We start from the raw sequence: 20,974 nt of genomic DNA on the forward strand, positions 1-20,974 counted from the left end.
CGACGGCGGTCGCCAACGGTGATCTGTCGCAGAAGGTCACGGTCGATGTGGCCGGCGAGATGCTGGAGCTGAAGAACACCGTCAACACGATGGTGGACCAGCTGTCGGCGTTCGGTTCCGAGGTGACCCGGGTCGCGCGCGAGGTCGGTGTCGAGGGTCTGCTCGGTGGTCAGGCGCACGTACCGGGCGCGGCGGGGACCTGGAAGGACCTGACCGACTCGGTGAACACGGCGTTCCGGAACCTGACGGGTCAGGTGCGGGACATCGCGCAGGTGACGACGGCGGTCGCCAACGGTGATCTGTCGCAGAAGGTCACGGTCGATGTGGCCGGCGAGATGCTGGAGCTGAAGAACACCGTCAACACGATGGTGTCGCAGCTGTCGAACTTCGCCGACCAGGTCACGCGGATGGCGCGTGACGTGGGTACGGAGGGCCGCCTCGGCGGTCAGGCGCGGGTCGACGGTGTCTCCGGTACGTGGAAGGAGCTCACCGACTCCGTCAACTTCATGGCCGGCAACCTGACGTCGCAGGTGCGGCAGATCGCCCAGGTGACGACGGCGGTGGCGCGCGGTGACCTGTCGCAGAAGATCGACGTGGACGCGCGCGGCGAGATCCTGGAGCTGAAGAACACCATCAACACGATGGTCGACCAGCTGTCCGCGTTCGCGGAGCAGGTGACCCGGGTGGCCCGTGAGGTGGGTACGGACGGCCGACTGGGCGGTCAGGCGCAGGTGCCCGGGGTCGCGGGTGTGTTGCGCGATCTGACCGACTCGGTGAACGGCATGGCCGGGAACCTCACCGCCCAGGTCCGCAACATCGCGGGCGTGGCCACTGCGGTGGCGCGGGGTGACCTGTCGCAGAAGATCGACGTGGACGCGCGCGGCGAGATCCTGGAGCTGAAGAACACCCTCAACACCATGGTCGACCAGCTCTCGAGCTTCGCGGAGCAGGTGACGCGGGTGGCCCGTGAGGTGGGTACGGAAGGCATTCTGGGAGGTCAGGCCGAGGTGCAGGGTGTCTCCGGCACCTGGAAGGACCTCACCCAGTCCGTGAACTTCATGGCCAACAACCTGACCTCGCAGGTGCGGAACATCGCCGAGGTCACGACGGCGGTCGCCAAGGGCGATCTGTCGAAGAAGATCACCGTCGACGCCAAGGGCGAGATCCTCGAACTGGTGACGACCGTCAACACGATGGTCGACCAGCTGTCCAACTTCGCCGACGAGGTCACGCGCGTGGCCCGCGAGGTGGGTACGGAGGGCATCCTCGGCGGTCAGGCGCGGGTGCGCGGGGTCACCGGCATCTGGAAGGACCTGAGCGACAACGTCAACCTGATGGCCAACAACCTGACGAGTCAGGTGCGGAACATCTCCCGGGTCTCCTCGGCGGTCGCCAACGGTGACCTGACGAAGAAGGTGACGGTCGAGGCGCGCGGCGAGGTCGCCGAGCTGGCCGACACCGTCAACACGATGGTGACGACCCTGTCGTCGTTCGCGGACGAGGTGACCCGCGTCGCCCGCGAGGTGGGTACGGAGGGTGAGCTGGGCGGTCAGGCGCGGGTGCCGGGTGTCTCGGGCACCTGGAAGGACCTGACCGAGTCGGTGAACTCGATGGCGTCGAACCTGACGGGTCAGGTGCGCCAGATCGCCGCCGTCACCACGGCCATCGCCAAGGGCGACCTCACCAAGAAGATCGACATCGACGCGCGCGGTGAGATCCAGGAGCTGAAGAACACCATCAACACGATGGTCGACCAGCTGTCCTCGTTCGCCGAGGAGGTCACGCGTGTGGCCCGTGAGGTGGGTACGGAAGGCATCCTCGGCGGCCAGGCGCGCGTCCGGGACGTCGACGGCACCTGGCGTGACCTGACGGAGTCCGTGAACGAGATGGCCGGGAACCTGACCCGGCAGGTGCGGGCCATCGCGGCCGTCGCCACGGCGGTGACGCGTGGCGATCTGAACCTGAAGATCGACGGTGTGGACGCGGCGGGCGAGATCCAGGCCCTCCAGGACAACATCAACACCATGATCGCCAACCTGCGCGACACCACCCTCGCCAACGAGGAGCAGGACTGGCTCAAGGGCAACCTGGCCCGGATCTCGGGCCTGATGCAGGGCCGGCGCGACCTGGACGACGTCGCCTCGCTCATCATGAGCGAGCTGACCCCGGTCGTCTCCGCCCAGCACGGCGCCTTCTTCGTCGCGGTGCCGACCGGCGCCACGGCCGGCGCCGAACTGGGCCGGCAGGGGGAGAACGCGTACGAGCTGCGGATGCGCGGCAGTTACGGGTACTCCGCCGGTTCCATGCCCACCTCGTTCCGGCCCGGCGAGACGCTCATCGGGACGGCCGCGGAGGAGAAGCGGACGATCCAGGTCAACGTGCCGCCGGGCTATCTGAAGATCTCCTCCGGGCTCGGCGAGGCCGCCCCGGCGCATGTGATCGTCCTTCCCGTCCTCTTCGAGGGGAAGGTGCTGGGCGTGATCGAGCTGGCCTCCTTCCAGCCGTTCACGCAGATCCAGCGGGACTTCCTCAACCAGCTCGCCGAGCTGATCGCCACCACGGTCAACACCATCAGCGTCAACACCAAGACCGAGGTGCTGCTCAAGCAGTCGCAGGAGCTGACCGAGCAGCTGCGGGAGCGTTCGGCGGAGTTGGAGCACCGGCAGAAGGAGCTTCAGGGCTCCAACGCCGAGCTGGAGGAGAAGGCCGAGCTGCTCGCCCGGCAGAACCGGGACATCGAGGTCAAGAACACCGAGATCGAGGAGGCCCGGCAGGTCCTGGAGGAGCGGGCCGAACAGCTCGCCGTCTCCATGCGGTACAAGTCGGAGTTCCTGGCCAACATGTCGCACGAGCTGCGCACCCCGCTCAACTCGCTGCTGATCCTGGCCAAGTTGCTCGCCGACAACGCGGACCACAACCTCTCGCCGAAGCAGGTCGAGTTCGCCGAGACGATCCACGGCGCCGGTTCCGACCTGCTCCAGCTGATCAACGACATCCTCGACCTGTCCAAGGTCGAGGCGGGCAAGATGGACGTCTCGCCGACCCGTATCGCGCTCGTCCAGCTCGTCGACTACGTGGAGGCCACCTTCCGGCCGCTGACCGCCGAGAAGGGGCTCGACTTCTCGGTCCGGGTCTCGCCGGAGCTGCCCGCCACGCTCCACACGGACGAGCAGCGCCTGCTCCAGGTGCTGCGCAACCTGCTGTCCAACGCGGTGAAGTTCACCGACTCGGGCGCGGTGGAGCTGGTGATCCGGCCGGCCGGGACGGACGTGCCGCAGTCGATCCGGGAGCAGCTCCTGGAGTCGGGTTCGCTGCGCGACCCGGAGGCCGATCTGATTGCGTTCTCGGTGACGGACACCGGCATCGGGATCGCGGCCGGGAAGATGCGGGTGATCTTCGAGGCGTTCAAGCAGGCGGACGGGACGACCAGCCGCAAGTACGGCGGTACGGGACTGGGGCTTTCGATCAGCCGGGAGATCGCGCGGCTGCTCGGCGGCGAGATCTACGCGGCGAGCGAGCCGGGCCGCGGCTCCACCTTCACGCTCTACCTGCCGCTGAGCCCCAGCGAGCTGCCTCCGCACGGCTACGGGCCGGGGGAGCAGGGGTCCACGGACCCGCGCGCGGGTCAGGAGGACGGCTCGGCCGGCGAGGTCCTGCCGGCGTTCCCGCCCTCGCCCATGGCGGCCGATCTGCGCTCGGGCGCGGGGGCGCTGTTCCGGCACCGGCGCAAGGCGGTGCAGCAGGCCGGTGTCGACGAGCGGCAGCCGGCGCTGCCCGGCCAGCCCGCGCGGGGCGCTCAGGCCGAGCCGGCGGCGGCCGAGGACGACCGGGCGGAGCCGGAGGCGCGTCGTACGTTCATGTTCAGCGGCGAGAAGGTGCTGATCGTGGACGACGACATCCGTAACGTCTTCGCGCTCACCAGCGTCCTGGAGCAGCACGGGCTCGCGGTCCTGTACGCGGAGAACGGCCGGGAGGGCATCGAAGTGCTGGAGCAGCACGACGATGTGACGGTCGTTCTGATGGACATCATGATGCCCGAGATGGACGGATACGCGACGACGACGGCGATCCGCCGGATGCCGCAGTTCGCCGGCCTGCCGATCATCGCGCTCACCGCGAAGGCGATGAAGGGCGACCGGGAGAAGGCGATCGAGTCGGGCGCCTCCGACTACGTCACCAAGCCGGTCGACCCCGATCACCTGCTGTCGGTGATGGAGGAGTGGATGCGCGGAAACGAAAGCGAGGGTTGTTGACGCACTGTCGCCGCAGGCGTGTGAGAGGGCGGGATCCGGGGAACCTTCTGGTCTCTCACCGCGTTTCTGCTACGTGCACAGTGACATCGTGGTGACAGGGTGTGGCGACAGGCGGGGTGCGGCTACCATGACCGGCACAAGGACGGACGGCGCATGGGAGTCGTCTTCTGGGGCGGCGCCCGGTGCTTCCCTCGGCTCGGCGAGTCGGGGAGAGCCGATGCCGGGGCGAGGAGGACGGGGCATGGTGCAGAAGGCCAAGATCCTCCTGGTCGATGACCGGCCGGAGAATCTGCTGGCGCTGGAGGCCATTCTCTCCGCGCTCGATCAGACGCTGGTGCGGGCATCGTCCGGGGAGGAAGCGCTCAAGGCGCTGCTGACCGATGACTTCGCGGTCATTCTGCTGGATGTCCAGATGCCAGGAATGGACGGATTCGAGACCGCGGCGCACATCAAGCGGCGCGAGCGGACCCGGGACATCCCGATCATCTTCCTCACCGCCATCAACCACGGCCCGCACCACACCTTCCGGGGTTACGCGGCGGGCGCGGTGGACTACATCTCCAAGCCGTTCGACCCGTGGGTGCTGCGCGCCAAGGTCTCGGTCTTCGTCGAGCTGTACATGAAGAACTGCCAGCTGCGTGAGCAGGCCGCGCTGCTCCGGCTCCAGCTGGAGGGCGGCGGCTCCGGCGGTCACGCCAAGGAGTCGGCCGGTCTGCTCGCCGAGCTCTCCGCCCGCCTCGCGGCGGTCGAGGAGCAGGCCGAGGCGCTGTCCAAGCAGCTCGACGACGACTCGGCGGACGCCGCGGCCGTCGCCACCGCCGCCCATCTGGAGCGCAAGCTCACCGGGCTGCGGCGAGCCCTGGACGCGCTGGAGCCCGGCGCGGGCGGCCCGCCCGTCCTGCCCTCGCAGAGCTGACGTTCCGTCAAGGTCCGTGCGCCCGCAGTGAGCGGGCGTCAGTTTCGTGCCCGTGTACGGACGACACGAACGGGTGAGCCCGGACGGGCACGTGTCCGACGCGGCCCACACCGGTAACCTCAGCAACATGGCCTCACGTACGTCCGGCAAGGGTTCCCAGGGCACGGCGGGCACCGCGAAGCAGCGTGCCGGCCGTACGAGCGGCGCCGCGAAGAAGGCGGCGCCCGCGAAGTCGCCCGCCAAACCGCCCGCGAAGAAGACCGCGGCGAAGAAAGCCGTGCCCGCCAAGCGCGCGCCCGCCAAGAAGACCGCCGCGAAGAAGGCGGCGCCCAAGCCCGCGCCGTCCCCGACCGGGGGCGTGTACCGGCTGGCGCGCGGCCTCTGGCTCGGTCTCGCCCACGGCGTGGGGGCGGTGTTCCGGGGCATAGGGCGCGGAGCGAAGGGCCTCGACCCCGCGCACCGCAAGGACGGCCTGGCGCTGCTTCTGCTCGGCGTCGCGCTGATCGTCGCCGCCGGCACCTGGTCCAATCTCCGCGGCCCGGTCGGCGGTCTCGTCGAGATGCTCGTCACCGGCGCCTTCGGCCGGCTCGACCTGCTCGTACCGCTGCTGGTCGGCGCCATCGGCATCCGGCTGATCCTCTACCCGGAGAAGCCCGAGGCCAACGGCCGGATCGTCATCGGGCTGTCCGCCCTCGTCATCGGGGTGCTCGGCCAGGTCCACATCGCCTGTGGCTCGCCGGGGCGCGGCGAGGGCACCAAGGCCATGCAGGACGCCGGCGGGCTCATCGGCTGGGGCGCGTCCAAGCCCCTGATCTTCATGATGGGCGAGGTCCTCGCGGTACCGCTGCTCGTGCTGCTCACGGTCTTCGGGCTGCTCGTCGTCACCGCGACGCCCGTCAACGCCATCCCTCAGCGCCTGCGCGCGCTCGGCGCCAGGCTCGGCCTGGTCGAGCCGGCGTACGACCCCGAGGCCGACGCGGAGGCGTACGAGGACGACTGGCGCGAGGCCGACCCGCAGCCCGCCGCGCGCGCCCGGCGCACGCCCCCCGGGTCCCGGGCGGTGTACGACGTCGACCAGGCCGAGGAAGAGGCGCTCACCCGCCGCGGTCGCCCGCGCAGGCCCTCGGTGCAGCCCGCCTTCGACCGGCCCATGGACGCCGTGGACGTGGCCGCCGCGGCCGCGGCCGCGCTCGACGGCGCCGTGCTCAACGGCATGCCGCCCTCCCCGCTGGTCGCCGACCTCACCCGGGACGTCAGCGCCGAGCGCGCCGCCGCCGTCGCGGCGGCCGCCGAGACCGCCGAGACGTCCGGGGGCCCCGGGAGCGCCGAGGCGCCGTCCGCCGCGCCCGTGCCGACCGCCCGCGCCGAGAAGGCCGGGCGCCTGCCCGGAGGCGTACCGGACCTCACCAAGCCCGCGCCGGAGCACACCGAGCTGCCGCCGCGCGCGGAGCAGCTGCAGCTGTCCGGGGACATCACGTACGCGCTGCCCTCGCTCGACCTGCTGGAGCGCGGCGGCCCTGGCAAGACGCGCAGCGCGGCCAACGACGCCGTGGTGGACTCGCTCACCACCGTCTTCAGCGAGTTCAAGGTCGACGCGGCCGTCACCGGCTTCACGCGCGGGCCGACGGTCACGCGGTACGAGGTCGAGCTCGGCCCGGCCGTGAAGGTCGAGAAGATCACGGCCCTGACGAAGAACATCGCCTACGCCGTGGCCTCCCCGGACGTACGGATCATCTCGCCGATCCCCGGCAAGTCCGCGGTCGGCATCGAGATCCCGAACTCCGACCGGGAGATGGTCAACCTCGGCGACGTGCTGCGGCTCGCCGCGGCGGCGGAGGACGACCACCCGATGCTGGTCGCGCTCGGAAAGAACGTCGAGGGCGGCTACGAGATGGCCAACCTGGCGAAGATGCCGCACGTCCTGGTCGCCGGTGCCACGGGGTCCGGAAAGTCCTCGTGCATCAACTGCCTGATCACGTCGATCATGATAAGAGCGACCCCCGAGGACGTCCGGATGGTGCTCGTCGACCCCAAGCGGGTCGAGCTCACCGCGTACGAGGGCATCCCGCACCTGATCACGCCGATCATCACCAACCCCAAGCGGGCCGCCGAGGCCCTGCAGTGGGTGGTGCGCGAGATGGACCTGCGCTACGACGACCTGGCCGCGTTCGGCTTCCGGCACATCGACGACTTCAACGAGGCCATCCGCAACGGCAAGGTCAAGCTGCCCGAGGGCAGCGAGCGCGAGCTGAAGACCTATCCGTACCTGCTGGTGATCGTCGACGAGCTGGCCGACCTGATGATGGTCGCGCCCCGGGACGTCGAGGACGCCATCGTCCGCATCACCCAGTTGGCGCGTGCGGCCGGCATCCATCTGGTGCTTGCCACGCAGCGGCCGTCGGTGGACGTGGTCACCGGTCTGATCAAGGCGAACGTGCCCTCGCGGCTCGCGTTCGCGACCTCCTCGCTCGCCGACAGCCGGGTCATCCTCGACCAGCCGGGAGCCGAGAAGCTCATCGGAAAGGGTGACGGTCTGTTCCTGCCGATGGGCGCGAACAAGCCCGTCCGCATGCAGGGTGCCTTCGTCACCGAGGCCGAGGTCGCGGCCGTCGTCCAGCACTGCAAGGAGCAGATGGCGCCGGTCTTCCGGGACGACGTCACCGTGGGCACCAAGCAGAAGAAGGAGATCGACGAGGAGATCGGCGACGACCTGGACCTGCTGTGCCAGGCCGCTGAGCTGGTCGTCTCCACACAGTTCGGCTCCACCTCGATGCTCCAGCGCAAGCTGCGGGTCGGCTTCGCCAAGGCCGGGCGGCTGATGGACCTGATGGAGTCGCGGAACATCGTCGGACCGAGCGAGGGCTCCAAGGCGCGCGACGTGCTCGTCAAGCCGGACGAGCTGGACGGGGTGCTGGCCGTGATCCGGGGGGAGTCCGAGGCGTGAGACGCGGGCCCGTCCGGAGTAGTCCGCCGGGCGGGCCCTGGCCGTAACGAGACCCGGTCGAGACTCACTCGTAAGGGAACGTGGGCAACCGTTTCCCTTGGCCGTACGTCAAGTTGGAGGGAGGGACAGAAGGATGTCCCAGCCTCATGGCGTACAAACAGCGTCCGCCCGGTTGCCCCACCCTTTCGTACCACCCATAGACTGAACGTCCAGCAGGTGGTTACACGCTCGAAAGGCGCTCTCGTGTCCATCGGCAACTCCCCCGAATCCCCCGAAGACGACCGGAACTCCCCGGCAGACGACCGGGATTCGATCGGTCGTGTCCTCCAGCAGGGCCGGATCGCCGCCGGTCTCACCGTCGACGAGGTCAGTGCCTCCACGCGGGTCCGCATCCCGATCGTGCACGCGATCGAGGAAGGTGACTTCACCCGCTGCGGCGGCGACGTCTACGCCCGCGGGCACATCCGTACGATCGCCCGCGCCGTCGGACTCGATCCCGCGCCACTGGTCGAGCAGTACGACGCCGAGCACGGCGGACGGCCCGCGCCGACCCCCGCGGCGCCGCTCTTCGAGGCGGAACGTATCCGCCCCGAGCCGCGCCGCCCCAACTGGACCGCGGCCATGGTGGCCGCGATCGTCGCCGTCGTCGGTTTCGTCGGCTTCACGATGTTCAACGGGACCGACGTGAAGGACGGGGCCGGTGCCGTGGCCGAGGGCCCGGCTCCGGAGAAGAAGACCACCAGCCCCACCACGAAGCCGACCAAGACCGCCCCGCAGCCGGTGCCGAGCGCCATCGCGGCGGCCCCGAAGGACAAGGTCACGGTCAAGCTGACCGCCACCGACGACAAGAGCTGGATCTCCGCCAAGGCGAGCAACGGCAAGCTGTTCTTCGACGGACTCCTCCTCAAGGGCGAGTCCAAGACCTTCCAGGACAACGAGCGGGTCGACCTGATCCTCGGCAACGCCGGTGCGATCGAGCTCTTCGTGAACGGCAAGAAGATCGAAGAGAAGTTCGAAACGGGTGCCGTCGAGCGGCTCTCCTACACCAAGGGCGACCCCGAGGCCGGATGATCCCCCGGGCGACCGTCGCGCAGGTGAACCCTGCGCGGCGGGGGTACGGCTGGGACGAAGTAGTCTTGAGTCCATGCCCGAACGCCGTACCGTCGCCCTTGTCACTCTTGGCTGCGCCCGTAACGAGGTGGACTCGGAGGAGCTCGCAGGCCGCTTGGCAGCGGACGGCTGGGAGCTCGTCGAGAACGCCGAGAACGCCGATGTCGCCGTCGTCAACACCTGTGGATTCGTCGAGGCCGCCAAGAAGGACTCCGTCGACGCCCTCCTCGAAGCCAACGATCTGAAGGATCACGGCAGGACCCAGGCCGTCGTTGCCGTCGGCTGCATGGCCGAGCGGTACGGCAAGGAGCTTGCCGACGCCCTCCCCGAGGCCGACGGCGTGCTCGGCTTCGACGACTACGCCGACATCTCCAACCGGCTCCAGACCATCCTCAGCGGCGGCAGCGTGGAGGCCCACACCCCCCGCGACCGCCGCAAGCTGCTGCCGCTGTCCCCCGTGGAGCGTCAGGAGGCCGCCGCAGAGATCGCCCTCCCGGGCCACGGCGCCGTCGAGGCCCCGGAGAACGTGCCGGCCGACCTGCCCGAGGGACTCGCCCCGGCCTCCGGGCCACGCGCCCCCCTCCGCCGCCGGCTCGACCGCAGCCCCGTCGCCTCGGTGAAGCTGGCCTCCGGCTGCGACCGCCGGTGCTCCTTCTGCGCCATCCCGTCCTTCCGCGGCTCCTTCGTCTCGCGGCGGCCCTCCGACGTCCTCAACGAGACGCGCTGGCTCGCCGAGCAGGGTGTGAAGGAGGTCATGCTGGTCTCCGAGAACAACACCTCGTACGGCAAGGACCTCGGCGACATCCGCCTCCTGGAGAGCCTGCTGCCCGACCTCGCGGCCGTCGACGGCATCGAGCGGGTCCGCGTCAGCTACCTCCAGCCCGCCGAGATGCGGCCCGGCCTCATCGACGTGCTGACCTCGACCGAGAAGGTCGCCCCGTACTTCGACCTGTCCTTCCAGCACAGCGCCCCGGACGTGCTGCGGGCCATGCGCCGCTTCGGCGACACCGACCGCTTCCTGGAGCTTCTGGAGACCATCCGCTCCAAGGCCCCGCAGGCCGGTGCCCGCTCCAACTTCATCGTCGGCTTCCCCGGCGAGACCGAGGCGGACTTCGCCGAGCTGGAACGCTTCATCACCCACGCGCGGCTCGACGCCATCGGCGTCTTCGGCTACTCCGACGAGGACGGCACCGAAGCCGCCACGTACGAGCACAAGCTCGACCAGGAGGTCGTGGACGAGCGGCTCGCCCACCTCTCCCGGCTCGCCGAGGAGCTCACCGCTCAGCGTGCGGAGGAGCGGATCGGAGAGACCCTGGAAGTACTGGTGGAATCGGTCGACGACGAGGACGGCGTGATCGGCCGCGCGGCGCACCAGGCGCCGGAGACGGACGGCCAGGTCGTCATCACCGCGGACTCCGCCGCGAGCCGGGAGCTGGCTCCTGGCCGTATGGTCGAGGCGAAGGTCGTGGGAACGGAAGGCGTCGACCTCGTGGCCGAGTGTCTTATCGAGGAGGCGGGCAGATGACCGGAGTCCCGGCATCCGCGGCGGGCGGGACCGGTAGGCCCGCGCCCGGCGGCAAGCTGGGCTCCGCGGCGGTCAACCAGGCCAGCCTGTGGAACATCGCCAACATCCTCACCATGATCCGCCTGGTGCTCGTGCCCGCCTTCGTGGTGCTCCTGCTCCAGGACGGCGGCCACGACCCGGTCTGGCGTGCCTGGGCATGGGCCGCGTTCGCCGTCGCCATGATCACGGACGTCTTCGACGGACATCTGGCGCGGACGTACAACCTGGTCACGGACTTCGGCAAGATCGCCGACCCGATCGCCGACAAGGCGATCATGGCCGCCGGTCTGATCTGCCTGTCCTCGCTCGGTGATCTGCCGTGGTGGGTGACGGTCGTGATCCTCGCGCGCGAGCTCGGAATCACGCTGATGCGGTTCTGGGTGATCCGGCACGGGGTGATTCCGGCCAGTCGCGGCGGCAAGATGAAGACCTTGGCGCAGGGCACGGCGGTCGGGATGTACGTGCTGGTGCTCACCGGTCCACTTGCCACGTTGCGCTTCTGGGTGATGGCGGTGGCCGTCGTGCTGACGGTCGTCACGGGCCTGGACTACGTCCGGCAGGCGATCGTGCTGCGGCGCCGGGGCCTGGCGGAGGAGCGGGCGGGTCGGGGCGTCGGTGGTCGTGAGGCGGCCGCTGGGGCCGGCGGGGCCGCTGGGACTGCTGAGACCGCTGCGGCTGGGGTCGGCGAGGAGCCTGAAGCGTCTGGGGCCGGTGAGGCTTCGGAGGGTGCTTCGGAGAGTGCGGCGCAGGCTGTGCCGGGGCCCGCAAGTGGTGCGGAAGCCCCGGGAGTCTCGGGGGTCACCGCGAGCGATGCCTCCGCGGCGGGGCCGGCGGCGGGGTCGGCGCGATGACCAGGGCCGCCCGAGTACTGGAGCTGCTCGCGGAGCGTGGTCAGACCCTCGCCGCCGCGGAGTCCCTCACGGGCGGTCTGGTGGCCGTGGAGCTCACGGCCGCACCTGGTGCCTCCAAGACCTTCCGCGGGTCCGTCACGGCGTACGCCACGGCCCTCAAGCGGGATCTCCTGGACGTCGACGAGACCCTCCTCGCGGAGCGCGGAGCGGTCGACCCCGAGGTCGCGCTGCAGATGGCGGTGGGTGTGCGGTTCCGGCTCGGCGCCGACTGGGGCGTCGCGACGACCGGGGTCGCCGGGCCCGAGCCGCAGGACGGCCAGCCCGTCGGAACGGTGTACGTGGCGGTTGCGGGACCCGTGGGGGCCGGGAAAGTGGTCGCATTGCGGTTGAACGGCGACCGTGCGGAAATCCGTAGAGAGAGCGTACGGAGCGTGCTGGAACTGCTCGACGACGAACTGTCGGGAAATGCGCGGGCACAGGATACGGAACAGAACGGGGGGAATTGATGTTTGCAGCCCTGAGTGAACACGACATCGCTCCCCGCACGGCCGCAGCGCGAGGCGGTACGGTGGGGCGTGAAGGATGCGGCTACGCGGTCCGAGGAGGGAGCCACCGATGATTCTGCTCCGTCGCCTGTTGGGTGACGTGCTGCGTCGGCAGCGCCAGCGCCAGGGCCGTACTCTGCGCGAAGTCTCCTCGTCCGCCCGAGTTTCGCTCGGCTATCTCTCCGAGGTGGAGCGGGGGCAGAAGGAGGCTTCCTCCGAGCTGCTCTCCGCGATCTGCGACGCGCTTGACGTACGGATGTCCGAGCTCATGCGTGAAGTGAGCGACGAGCTGTCGTTGGCCGAACTGGCCGAGTCGGCAGCGGCGAGCGAACCGGTGCCGGCGCCGGTACGCCCGATGCTCAATTCGGTGTCGGTGACGTCGGTGGCAGGTGTGCCCACCGAGCGGGTGACCATCAAGGCGCCCGCAGAAGCGGTGGACGTCGTCGCTGCCTGACCGAAGTGGGCTAAAGCCCCGGAGATGTCCCGTTGCGGGGCATCGGCCGGGGCTTCAGTCGTTTCAGGGGCTTCAGGGCGTCTTCGGCGGGGGAGTTTGAGATGCCCGATTCGGGTGATGCGTGCCATGGTGGGGGAACGTTCGACTGGTTGGAGAACTGATGTCCGTCGTGAAGAGTTCGCTGTCCGAAGCCGACCTGAAGACGGTCGGCAACGCTCTGCAGGGCGCGCTGGTCGACCTCGTCGACCTCGGTCTTGTGGCCAAGCAGGTGCACTGGAACGTGGTGGGGCCCCGCTTCCGTTCCGTCCATCTCCAGCTCGACGAGGTGGTGGTCACCGCACGTCAGCACTCGGACGTGGTGGCCGAACGCGCGTCGGCCGTCGGCGTCAACCCGGACGGACGCGCCGCCTCGGTGGCCTCGGGAAGCGCCATCGGCGAGGTGCCGACGGGCTGGATCAAGGACGTCGACGCGGTGAAGATCCTGGTGGACGCCCTGGGGGCGGTCATCACGAGGATGCGCGAGCGGATCGAGGCCACGGACGAGCCGGACCCGGTCACCCAGGACATCCTCATCGGTTTGACGGCCGACCTCGAGAAGCACGCCTGGATGTTCCAGGCCGAAAGCGCCTAGCGTGGCGCCCGCGTTGCGCGGTCCGCGCGCCGGGTCTGCCTCCGGTGCGCCCTCCCGCCGGGTGATACGGCCGGTCTAGCGTCGACCGGAGGAGGCGGCCATGGTACGGCGACGGGTTGCGCTGGTGACGCCCGTGTGGGTGGCGGGCGGGCTGGCGGCCGGCGGGCTGTGGTGGTGGGCGGTGCTGCGACTGGTGCTGGTTCCCGAGCAGTCGGGGCTGGTGGAGGGGGCGGTCGCGGCCGGCGGCTGGGGGTTGAGTCTGCTGCCGGTGCACGTGACGGCGTCCGCCGCCGTGGGCGGTCGGACGCGCGGGAGGCCGGCGCGCTCGGGGCCGGGGCGGTCGGTGCGTTCAGGACCCGGGCATGTCGGACGGGCCGTGCGGGACGCAGGGGGTGCCGCACAGGTCACCACGGCATCGCGACGCCGCCGTTGGGGCGGAGGATCTGACCCGTCGTGAAGGAGGCGGCGTCGGACGCGAGGTGGAGGACCGCGTGCGCGATGTCCTGCGGTTCGCCCACCCGGCCCAGGGGGGAACGACGGGCCATGGCCGCCTCCGCCTGCTCCTGTGCGGCGGGTTCGTGCCGGTCGGTCATGGGGGTACGGATCCATCCGGGGGCGATCGCGTTGACCCGGATGCCGTGCCGTCCGACCTCGGTGGCGAGCGTCTTGGTCAGCTGCACGACGGCGGCCTTGGTGACGCTGTAGCAGAGCAGGCCCGGGCTCGCGGTGTCCATGGCTCCTGAGGCCATCGTGATGATGGAGCCGCGGGTTCCTGTCGCGATCATCGAGCGCGCGGCCTCCTGGCAGGCGTAGAGGACTCCCTTGAAGTTGACCGCGAGGACGCGGTCGAGGTCCTCCTCCCGGGTCTCCAGGACGGTGCTCGTGTGCATGATCCCGGCGGCGGCGACCATCGTGGTTAGCGGGCCCGCGGCGGCGACCGCTGCGGCGAGGGCGGCGCGGTCGGTGACGTCGAGGACGTGGACGTGCGCGGTGCCGCCCTGCTCGGTGACGAGCTTCGCGGTCGCGTGGAGCCCGGGCTCGTCGCGGTCCGCGCAATGGACGGTGGCGCCCGCCTGGGCGAGGAGCGTGGCGGTCGCGCGGCCGATTCCGCTCGCGGCGCCGGTGACAAAGGCGGTGCGGCCAGTGAAGTCGTACGCCGTGAGGGCCATGAACGGACCGTACGACCGCATCTGACGGTCCGTCAATTGGTGGGGTGGGATTGAGCGGATGAGGGCGGGTGTCGCGGAAGTCGGTCTGAGGGAGCGGGCGCGGAGGTCAGGCTGAGGGGCGGGCGCGGAGGTCAGGCTGAGGGGCCTTGCTGGCAGCCGGGGCACCAGTACGAGACGCGGTCGTCGGGTGCGGATCGGTGGGCGGGGGGCCCGGCGCGGCGCACGGGCGTGCCGCAGCGCAGGCAGGGGCGGTTCGCGCGGCCGTACACGTAGAGGTCGTGCGTGGGGTGTCGGGTCGTGGTGGTGCGCCGGTTCGGGCGGTCCTTGTTCGCCTCCAGGAGGCGGTGGGCGGTGGCGACCAGGCGTTCGGGGACGTCCGGCGGGAGCTCGCCGACCGGGAGCCAGGGCGTGACGGCGGCGAGGAACGCCAGCTCCGACTTGTACACATTGCCGATGCCCGCGAGATTCCGCTGGTCGAGGAGGGCCTCACCCAGGGGGCGGTCGGGGTCGGCGGTGAGGCGGCGGACGGCCTCCGCCGGGTCCCAGTCCGGTCCGAGGAGGTCCGGGCCCAGATGGCCGACCACGTTCTTCTCCTCGGCCGTGCGGATCAGCTCCAGGACGGGGAGCCGGTAGCCGACGGCGGTGTGCTCGGTGTTGGCGAGGATCGCCCGGATCTGGTGGGTCGGACCACCGCTCCAGCGCTCACCGGTGGCGAACACACGCCAGGCCCCCTCCATCCGCAGATGGGAGTGGAGGGTCAGACCGCCGTCGAACCGGGTTAGGAGGTGTTTGCCGCGCGGGGTCACGTCCAGGACGGAGCGGCCGGTGAGATCCGCGGTGGCGAACCGGGGCACGCGCAGATCCGACCGGGTCAGGACGCGTCCGGCCAGCGCCGAGTGCAGGCGGTGGGCGGTCCACCAGACGGTGTCTCCTTCGGGCATGGCTCCATGATGCGTCGGGGAGGGGCCGCGTCGCTCAAGGGCGCAGGCGCAGCCCCCTCGGGGTGGCGTGGAAGCCCGCGGCCTCCAGGGCGCGGGCGAGGGGGGAGGTGAGGGCCGTGGCTCCGTTGACCCGTTCCACCGTGACCGTGCCGAGCGAGCCCGCGAGAGCGGCCGTGGCCAGGGACTCGGCCGCGGCTCTGAGCGCCGGGTCCTCGGGGTCGTCCGGCCAGCACAGCAGCGTCTTGCCGCCGCGCTCCATGTAGAGCGTGAGCTCCCCGTCGACCAGGACGACCATGGACCCCGCCTTCCGGCCGGGCTTGTGACCCGCGCCGCTCGGTGGCTCGGGCCAGGGCAGCGCCGCTCCATAGGCGTTGGCCGGGTCGGCGGCGGCGAGGACCACCGCGCGCGGGCCCGTGCCCGCCTCCGCGCCGCGGTCGCGGGCGGTCGCCGCCGCGCGCAGCCGGTCCACGGCCCCGTCCATGGCGAACTGGGCCGCGCCGAGGCCCTCCACCACGTAGCCGCGGCGCGCCTGCCCGCTGTCCTCGAAGGCGGACAGGATGCGGTACGTCGCCGAGAAGCCGCCCTCGACGCCCTCGGCCGCCACGGCGCCCCGGGTGACGACTCCGTGCCGGTCGAGCAGGGTGCGGGCGAGCGCGTGGGCGCGGTGGGTCGGCTCCGGCGCGGCGGGCGGGAGCAGCGACCAGCGTCCGCTGACCGTGGGCGGGCCCGTCCGGGACGCGGGCCGGGCGGCCGCGGTGAGGGTGCCGTAACGGCCGCGCGGGATCGTCCGCTTGGCGCGGTGGGCGGTGGAGCCCGCCGTACGGCCGGAGCCGAGCAGGGAGCGCAGCGGGGCGAGGGTGTCGTTGGTGAGCCGGCCCGACCAGGCCAGGTCCCAGAGGGCGTCGGCCAGTTGGGGATCGGTGGCGTCCGGGTGCGTGGTGGCCCGTACCTGGTCGGCGATCTGGCGGAAGAACAGGCCGTATCCGCCGGAGAGGGTGGTGAGCACCGACTCGTGGAGCGCGGTCTGCTCCAGCGGGTGGGGTGGCGGGAGGAGCAGCGGTGCCGCGTCGGCCAGGTAGAGCGAGACCCAGCCGTCCTTGCCGGGCAGGGCTCCCGCGCCGGCCCAGACGACCTCGCCGGTCGTGGTCAGCTCGTCCAGCAGAGCGGGGGCGTAGTCCCTGACCCGGGACGGCAGGATCAGCTTCTCCAGGGCGGAGGCGGGCACGGGCGCGCCCTGCAACTGCTCGACGGCGCGGGCCAGTCCGTCGATCCCGCGCAGGCTGTTGCTCCCCAGGTGCTGCCACTGCGGCAGGAACGTGGCGAGCGCGGCGGGGGGCACCGGCTCCAGTTCGTGCCGGAGCGCGGCGAGCGAGCGGCGGCGCAGTCGGCGCAGCACGGCCGCGTCGCACCACTCCTGGCCGATCCCGGAGGGGTGGAACTCGCCCTGGACGACCCGGCCCGCGGCCGCCAGGCGCTGGAGTGCCCCGTCGGTGACGGCGGCGCCGAGGCCGAAGCGGGCGGCGGCCGCGGAGGACGTGAACGGGCCGTTGGTGCGCGCGTGACGGGCGAGGAGGTCGCCCAGGGGGTCCTTCACCGGCTCCGTGAACGCCTCGGGGACGCCCACCGGGAGCGCCGTGCCCAGGGCGTCCCGCAAGCGGCCGGCGTCCTCGATCGCCGCCCAGTGCTCGGTGCCCGCGATCCGCACCCGGATGGCCCGGCGGGACGCTCCCAGCTCGTGGACCCACCCGGGCTCCCCGCCGCGCTCGGTCAACTCGGCCTCGGTGAGCGGGCCGAGGACGCGGAGCGCGTCGGCCACCCCCTCGACGTCCTTGATCCGGCGGTCCTCGGTGAGCCACTGGAGCTCCCGCTCCAGCTCCGTCAGGACGTCGGCGTCGAGCAGCTCGCGCAGCTCGGCCTGGCCGAGCAGCTCGGCCAGGAGACGCGAGTCCAGGGAGAGCGCGGCGGCCCGCCGCTCGGCGAGCGGGGAGTCGCCCTCGTACAGGAACTGGGCGACGTAGCCGAAGAGCAGGGAGCGGGCGAACGGCGACGGCTCGGGGGTCGTCACCTCGACGAGCCGGACGCGACGGGACTCGATGTCGCCCATCAGCTCCTCCAGCCCGGGAACGTCGAAGACGTCCTGGAGGCACTCGCGGACCGCTTCCAGGACGATCGGGAACGAACCGAACTCGCTCGCCACCTGGAGCAGTTGGGCAGCCCGCTGACGCTGCTGCCAGAGCGGGGTCCGCTTGCCCGGGTTGCGCTTGGGCAGCAGCAGGGCGCGCGCGGCGCACTCGCGGAAGCGGGAGGCGAACAGGGCGGAGCCGCCGACCTGGTCCGTGACGATCTGGCCGATCTCGCCCTTGTCGAAGAGGGCGTCCGCCGCGCCGACCGGGGCCTGGTCGGAGTCGTACGTCGTGTCGAGGTGCCGTCCGGGGTCGACCGGCTCCTCGTCCAGCAGGTCGAGGCCCATCAGGTCGGCGTCCGGCAGGCGCAGCACGATGCCGTCGTCGGCGTGCATCACCTGGGCGTCCATCCCGTACCGCTCGGCGAGCCGCGCGCCGAGGGCCAGCGCCCAGGGGGCGTGCACCTGGGCCCCGAAGGGGGAGTGGATGACGACCCGCCAGTCACCGAGCTCGTCCCGGAACCGCTCCACCAGGATCGTCCGGTCGTCCGGCACGTGGCCGCAGGCCTGGCGCTGCTCGGTCAGATACGCCAGGACGTTGTCGGCGGCCCACGCGTCCAGGCCGGCGGCGACCAGACGGAGCCGGGCGTCCTCGGTCTCCAGGGAGCCGACCTCGCGCAGGAACGCGCCCACCGCGCGGCCCAGTTCGAGCGGACGGCCCAGCTGGTCACCCTTCCAGAACGGCAGCCTGCCCGGCACCCCGGGGGCGGGGGAGACCAGGACCCGGTCCCGGGTGATGTCCTCGATCCGCCAGGACGTGGTGCCCAGCGTGAAGACGTCGCCGACCCGGGACTCGTACACCATCTCCTCGTCCAGCTCACCGACCCGGCCGCCGCCCTTCTTGGGGTCGGAACCGGCGAGGAAGACACCGAAGAGGCCCCGGTCGGGGATCGTGCCACCGGACGTGACCGCGAGGCGCTGCGCGCCCGGACGGCCGGTGACCGTGCCGGCCACCCGGTCCCAGACCACGCGCGGGCGGAGCTCGGCGAAGGCGTCCGAGGGGTACCGCCCGGCCAGCATGTCCAGGACGGCCGTGAACGCCGACTCGGGCAGTGAGGCGAACGGGGCGGCCCGGCGGACCGTCGCCAGCAGGTCGTCCACCTGCCAGGTGTCCAGGGCGACCATCGCCACGAGCTGCTGCGCGAGGACGTCCAGCGGGTTCGCCGGGATGCGCATCGACTCGATGGAACCGCTGCGCATCCGCTCGGTGACCACGGCGGCCTGGACCAGGTCGCCCCGGTACTTCGGGAACACCACGCCCGTCGACACGGCGCCCACCTGGTGTCCGGCGCGGCCCACCCGCTGGAGGCCCGAGGCGACCGAGGGCGGCGACTCGACCTGCACGACGAGGTCCACCGCGCCCATGTCGATGCCCAGCTCCAGGCTGGAAGTGGCCACCACGGCGGGCAGCCGGCCCGCCTTCAGGTCCTCCTCGACCTGTGCCCGTTGCTCCTTGGAGACCGAGCCGTGGTGGGCGCGGGCGAGGAGCGCGGGCGCGCCCTGGGCGGCGCCCGACTGCGCCATGATCTCGGCCGGCGGCGGGGCGTCGTCGGGCAGCGGCTCGCCCGTCGCGCGCTCGTAGGCGATCTCGTTGAGCCGGTTGCACAGCCGCTCGGCCAGCCGGCGCGAGTTGGCGAAGACGATCGTGGAGCGGTGGGCCTGGACGAGATCGGCGATGCGCTCCTCCACGTGCGGCCAGATCGAGGGCTTGTCGCCGCCGTCCGTCGCCTCGGAGGCGGGGGAGCCGCCCAGCTCTCCCATGTCCTCGACGGGGACGACCACCGACAGGTCGAACTCCTTGCCGGACGGCGGCTGGACGATCTCCACCTTGCGCTGCGGGGAGAGATAGCGGGCGACCTCGTCCACCGGCCGGACCGTCGCCGACAGGCCGATCCGGCGCGCCGGGCGCGGCAGCAGCTCGTCGAGCCGCTCCAGGGAGAGCGCGAGGTGCGCGCCGCGCTTCGTCCCGGCGACCGCGTGGACCTCGTCCAGGATCACGGTCTCGATCCCGGCCAGCGCGTCCCGGGTGGCGGAGGTCAGCATCAGGAAGAGCGACTCGGGCGTCGTGATCAGGATGTCCGGCGGTTTCGTGGCCAGCGCGCGGCGCTCGGCGGGCGGCGTGTCACCGGAGCGAATGCCGACCTTGACGTCCGGCTCGGGCAGCCCGAGACGGACGGACTCCTGGCGGATACCGGTGAGCGGGGACCGCAGATTGCGTTCGACGTCGACGGCCAGGGCCTTCAGCGGCGAGACGTACAGCACGCGGCAGCGCTTCTTGGGGTCCGCAGGCGGCGGGGTGGACGCCAGCTGGTCCAGGGAGGCGAGGAAGGCGGCCAGGGTCTTGCCGGAACCCGTCGGGGCGACCACGAGCACGTCCGAGCCCGCGCCGATGGCCTGCCACGCGCCCTCCTGGGCGGCCGTGGGCGTGTGGAAGGCCCCGGTGAACCAACCACGGGTCGCGGGGGAGAACGAGTCGAGCGCGGACCTGACCATGCCCCCCATCGTGCACCCCGGCACTGACAACCGCCCGGACCTGGGGAAATCCGGCTCGTGGCCGGGCTGGTCGGTGACGCAGAATGGGGGGTATGGCGACTGGCGAACGCGCACGGTACTGGCGGTACGCGGAGCTGCCCGGCGTCGACCTGCTGCACGCCCACTACGTGCGCAAGGCCTTCGCCCGGCACACGCACGAGACGTTCGTCTTCGCCGCGATCACCGACGGCGTGGAGGCCTTCCACTATCGCGACGAGCTCGTGCAGGCAGGACCCGGGCAGATCGCCCTGGTCAACCCCGACACCCCGCACACCGGGCACGCGGGCGTTCCCGAGGGGTGGACGTACCGCACGATCTACCCCGACGCGGAGCTGATCCGGTCCATCGCCGCCGACACGATCGCGCTCCGGGGCGATGTCGGGTTCACCGACCCGGTCGTGGACGATCCGTACGCCGCCCAGCTCGTCATCGGCGTCCACCGGGCCGCCGAGGAGGGCAACGCGCTGGCCGCCGACAGCCTGCTGCGCCTGGTCACGGCGAGGATGCTGCGCAGCCACGGGGGCCGGGTCGCGCCGCTCGCCGCCCGCTCGGCGGGGGCCCGCAACGCCGCACGCGCGCGTGCGGTCCTGGAGGAGCGGATGATCGACCCGCCGACGCTGGAGCACCTCGCCGCCGACCTTGGCACCAGCCCCTTCGCCCTGCTGCGGGCCTTCCGTGACGCGTACGGGATGCCGCCGCACACCTGGCTCACCGACGCGCGCGTGCGACGGGCCCGGCGGCTCCTCGACACGGGGACGGCACCGGCGGAGGCGGCCGTCGCCGTCGGCTTCACCGACCAGTCGCACCTCAACCGGCACTTCGTACGGAGCGTGGGGGTGCCGCCCGGGGCGTACCAGCGCTCGCGGCGGGCGGGGTAGCCGG

The 20,974-nt window shown here is 71.5% G+C and carries 14 protein-coding genes; 11 read left to right on the forward strand and 3 right to left on the reverse strand.

All coding sequences use genetic code 11. The features are described 5' to 3' along the window. From ACWF79_RS22560 to ACWF79_RS22605, 10 genes are all read left to right on the forward strand, one after another. Positions 1 to 4,253: HAMP domain-containing protein (locus ACWF79_RS22560; protein WP_453729925.1), on the forward strand; the 4,253-nt coding region annotated here is incomplete at its 5' end. 241 nt (positions 4,254 to 4,494) lie between these two features. Beyond that, entirely contained in the window at positions 4,495 to 5,169 is a 675-nt protein-coding gene (locus ACWF79_RS22565; RefSeq protein WP_315893446.1) for a response regulator, read from the forward strand. Positions 5,170 to 5,296: 127 nt separating this feature from the next. After that, positions 5,297 to 8,113, forward strand: a complete 2,817-nt coding sequence (locus tag ACWF79_RS22570) for a DNA translocase FtsK (protein WP_453729926.1) — start codon at positions 5,297 to 5,299, stop codon at positions 8,111 to 8,113. A gap of 243 nt (positions 8,114 to 8,356) precedes the next feature. Then, a complete protein-coding gene (locus ACWF79_RS22575) occupies positions 8,357 to 9,184 on the forward strand; it encodes a helix-turn-helix domain-containing protein (protein WP_453729927.1) in 828 nt (275 codons plus the stop codon). A gap of 73 nt (positions 9,185 to 9,257) precedes the next feature. Continuing rightward, a complete protein-coding gene (gene rimO, locus ACWF79_RS22580; protein ID WP_453729928.1) occupies positions 9,258 to 10,748 on the forward strand; it encodes a 30S ribosomal protein S12 methylthiotransferase RimO in 1,491 nt (496 codons plus the stop codon). Then, positions 10,745 to 11,638, forward strand: coding sequence for a CDP-diacylglycerol--glycerol-3-phosphate 3-phosphatidyltransferase (pgsA, locus tag ACWF79_RS22585; protein ID WP_453729929.1), 894 nt, complete (start codon positions 10,745 to 10,747; stop codon positions 11,636 to 11,638). The genes rimO and pgsA overlap by 4 nt, the downstream gene beginning before the upstream one ends. Beyond that, entirely contained in the window at positions 11,635 to 12,144 is a 510-nt protein-coding gene (locus ACWF79_RS22590; protein WP_453729930.1) for a CinA family protein, read from the forward strand. Before pgsA ends, ACWF79_RS22590 begins: the two co-directional genes overlap by 4 nt. Before the next feature lie 109 nt (positions 12,145 to 12,253). After that, positions 12,254 to 12,637, forward strand: coding sequence for a helix-turn-helix domain-containing protein (locus tag ACWF79_RS22595; protein WP_019889909.1), 384 nt, complete (start codon positions 12,254 to 12,256; stop codon positions 12,635 to 12,637). A gap of 160 nt (positions 12,638 to 12,797) precedes the next feature. Then, on the forward strand, positions 12,798 to 13,268 hold the full coding sequence (locus tag ACWF79_RS22600; protein WP_453729931.1) for a Dps family protein: 471 nt from the start codon (positions 12,798 to 12,800) through the stop codon (positions 13,266 to 13,268). Between the two features lie 100 nt (positions 13,269 to 13,368). Continuing rightward, a complete protein-coding gene (locus ACWF79_RS22605) occupies positions 13,369 to 13,725 on the forward strand; it encodes a hypothetical protein (RefSeq protein ID WP_453729932.1) in 357 nt (118 codons plus the stop codon). On the opposite strand, the gene ACWF79_RS22610 is transcribed toward ACWF79_RS22605, so the two are convergent. The 3 genes from ACWF79_RS22610 to ACWF79_RS22620 all read right to left on the reverse strand — a co-directional run bounded on the left by ACWF79_RS22610 (position 13,673) and on the right by ACWF79_RS22620 (position 20,053). After that, positions 13,673 to 14,437: an SDR family NAD(P)-dependent oxidoreductase gene (locus tag ACWF79_RS22610; RefSeq protein WP_453729933.1), complete on the reverse strand. Its 765-nt coding sequence runs from the start codon at positions 14,435 to 14,437 to the stop codon at positions 13,673 to 13,675. The genes ACWF79_RS22605 and ACWF79_RS22610 overlap by 53 nt on opposite strands. 131 nt (positions 14,438 to 14,568) lie before the next feature. Further along, the gene (locus ACWF79_RS22615) at positions 14,569 to 15,378 is read right to left on the reverse strand and encodes an Fpg/Nei family DNA glycosylase (RefSeq protein WP_453729934.1); all 810 of its coding nucleotides are present in this window, start codon (positions 15,376 to 15,378) and stop codon (positions 14,569 to 14,571) included. Between the two features lie 34 nt (positions 15,379 to 15,412). Then, positions 15,413 to 20,053, reverse strand: coding sequence for an Lhr family ATP-dependent helicase (locus ACWF79_RS22620; protein WP_453729935.1), 4,641 nt, complete (start codon positions 20,051 to 20,053; stop codon positions 15,413 to 15,415). A gap of 92 nt (positions 20,054 to 20,145) precedes the next feature. Between ACWF79_RS22620 and ACWF79_RS22625 the strand changes: the two genes are divergently transcribed. Beyond that, positions 20,146 to 20,970, forward strand: coding sequence for an AraC family transcriptional regulator (locus tag ACWF79_RS22625; protein WP_453729936.1), 825 nt, complete (start codon positions 20,146 to 20,148; stop codon positions 20,968 to 20,970). Positions 20,971 to 20,974: the final 4 nt, after the last annotated feature.

Source organism: Streptomyces sp. NPDC054975 (assembly GCF_053609105.1).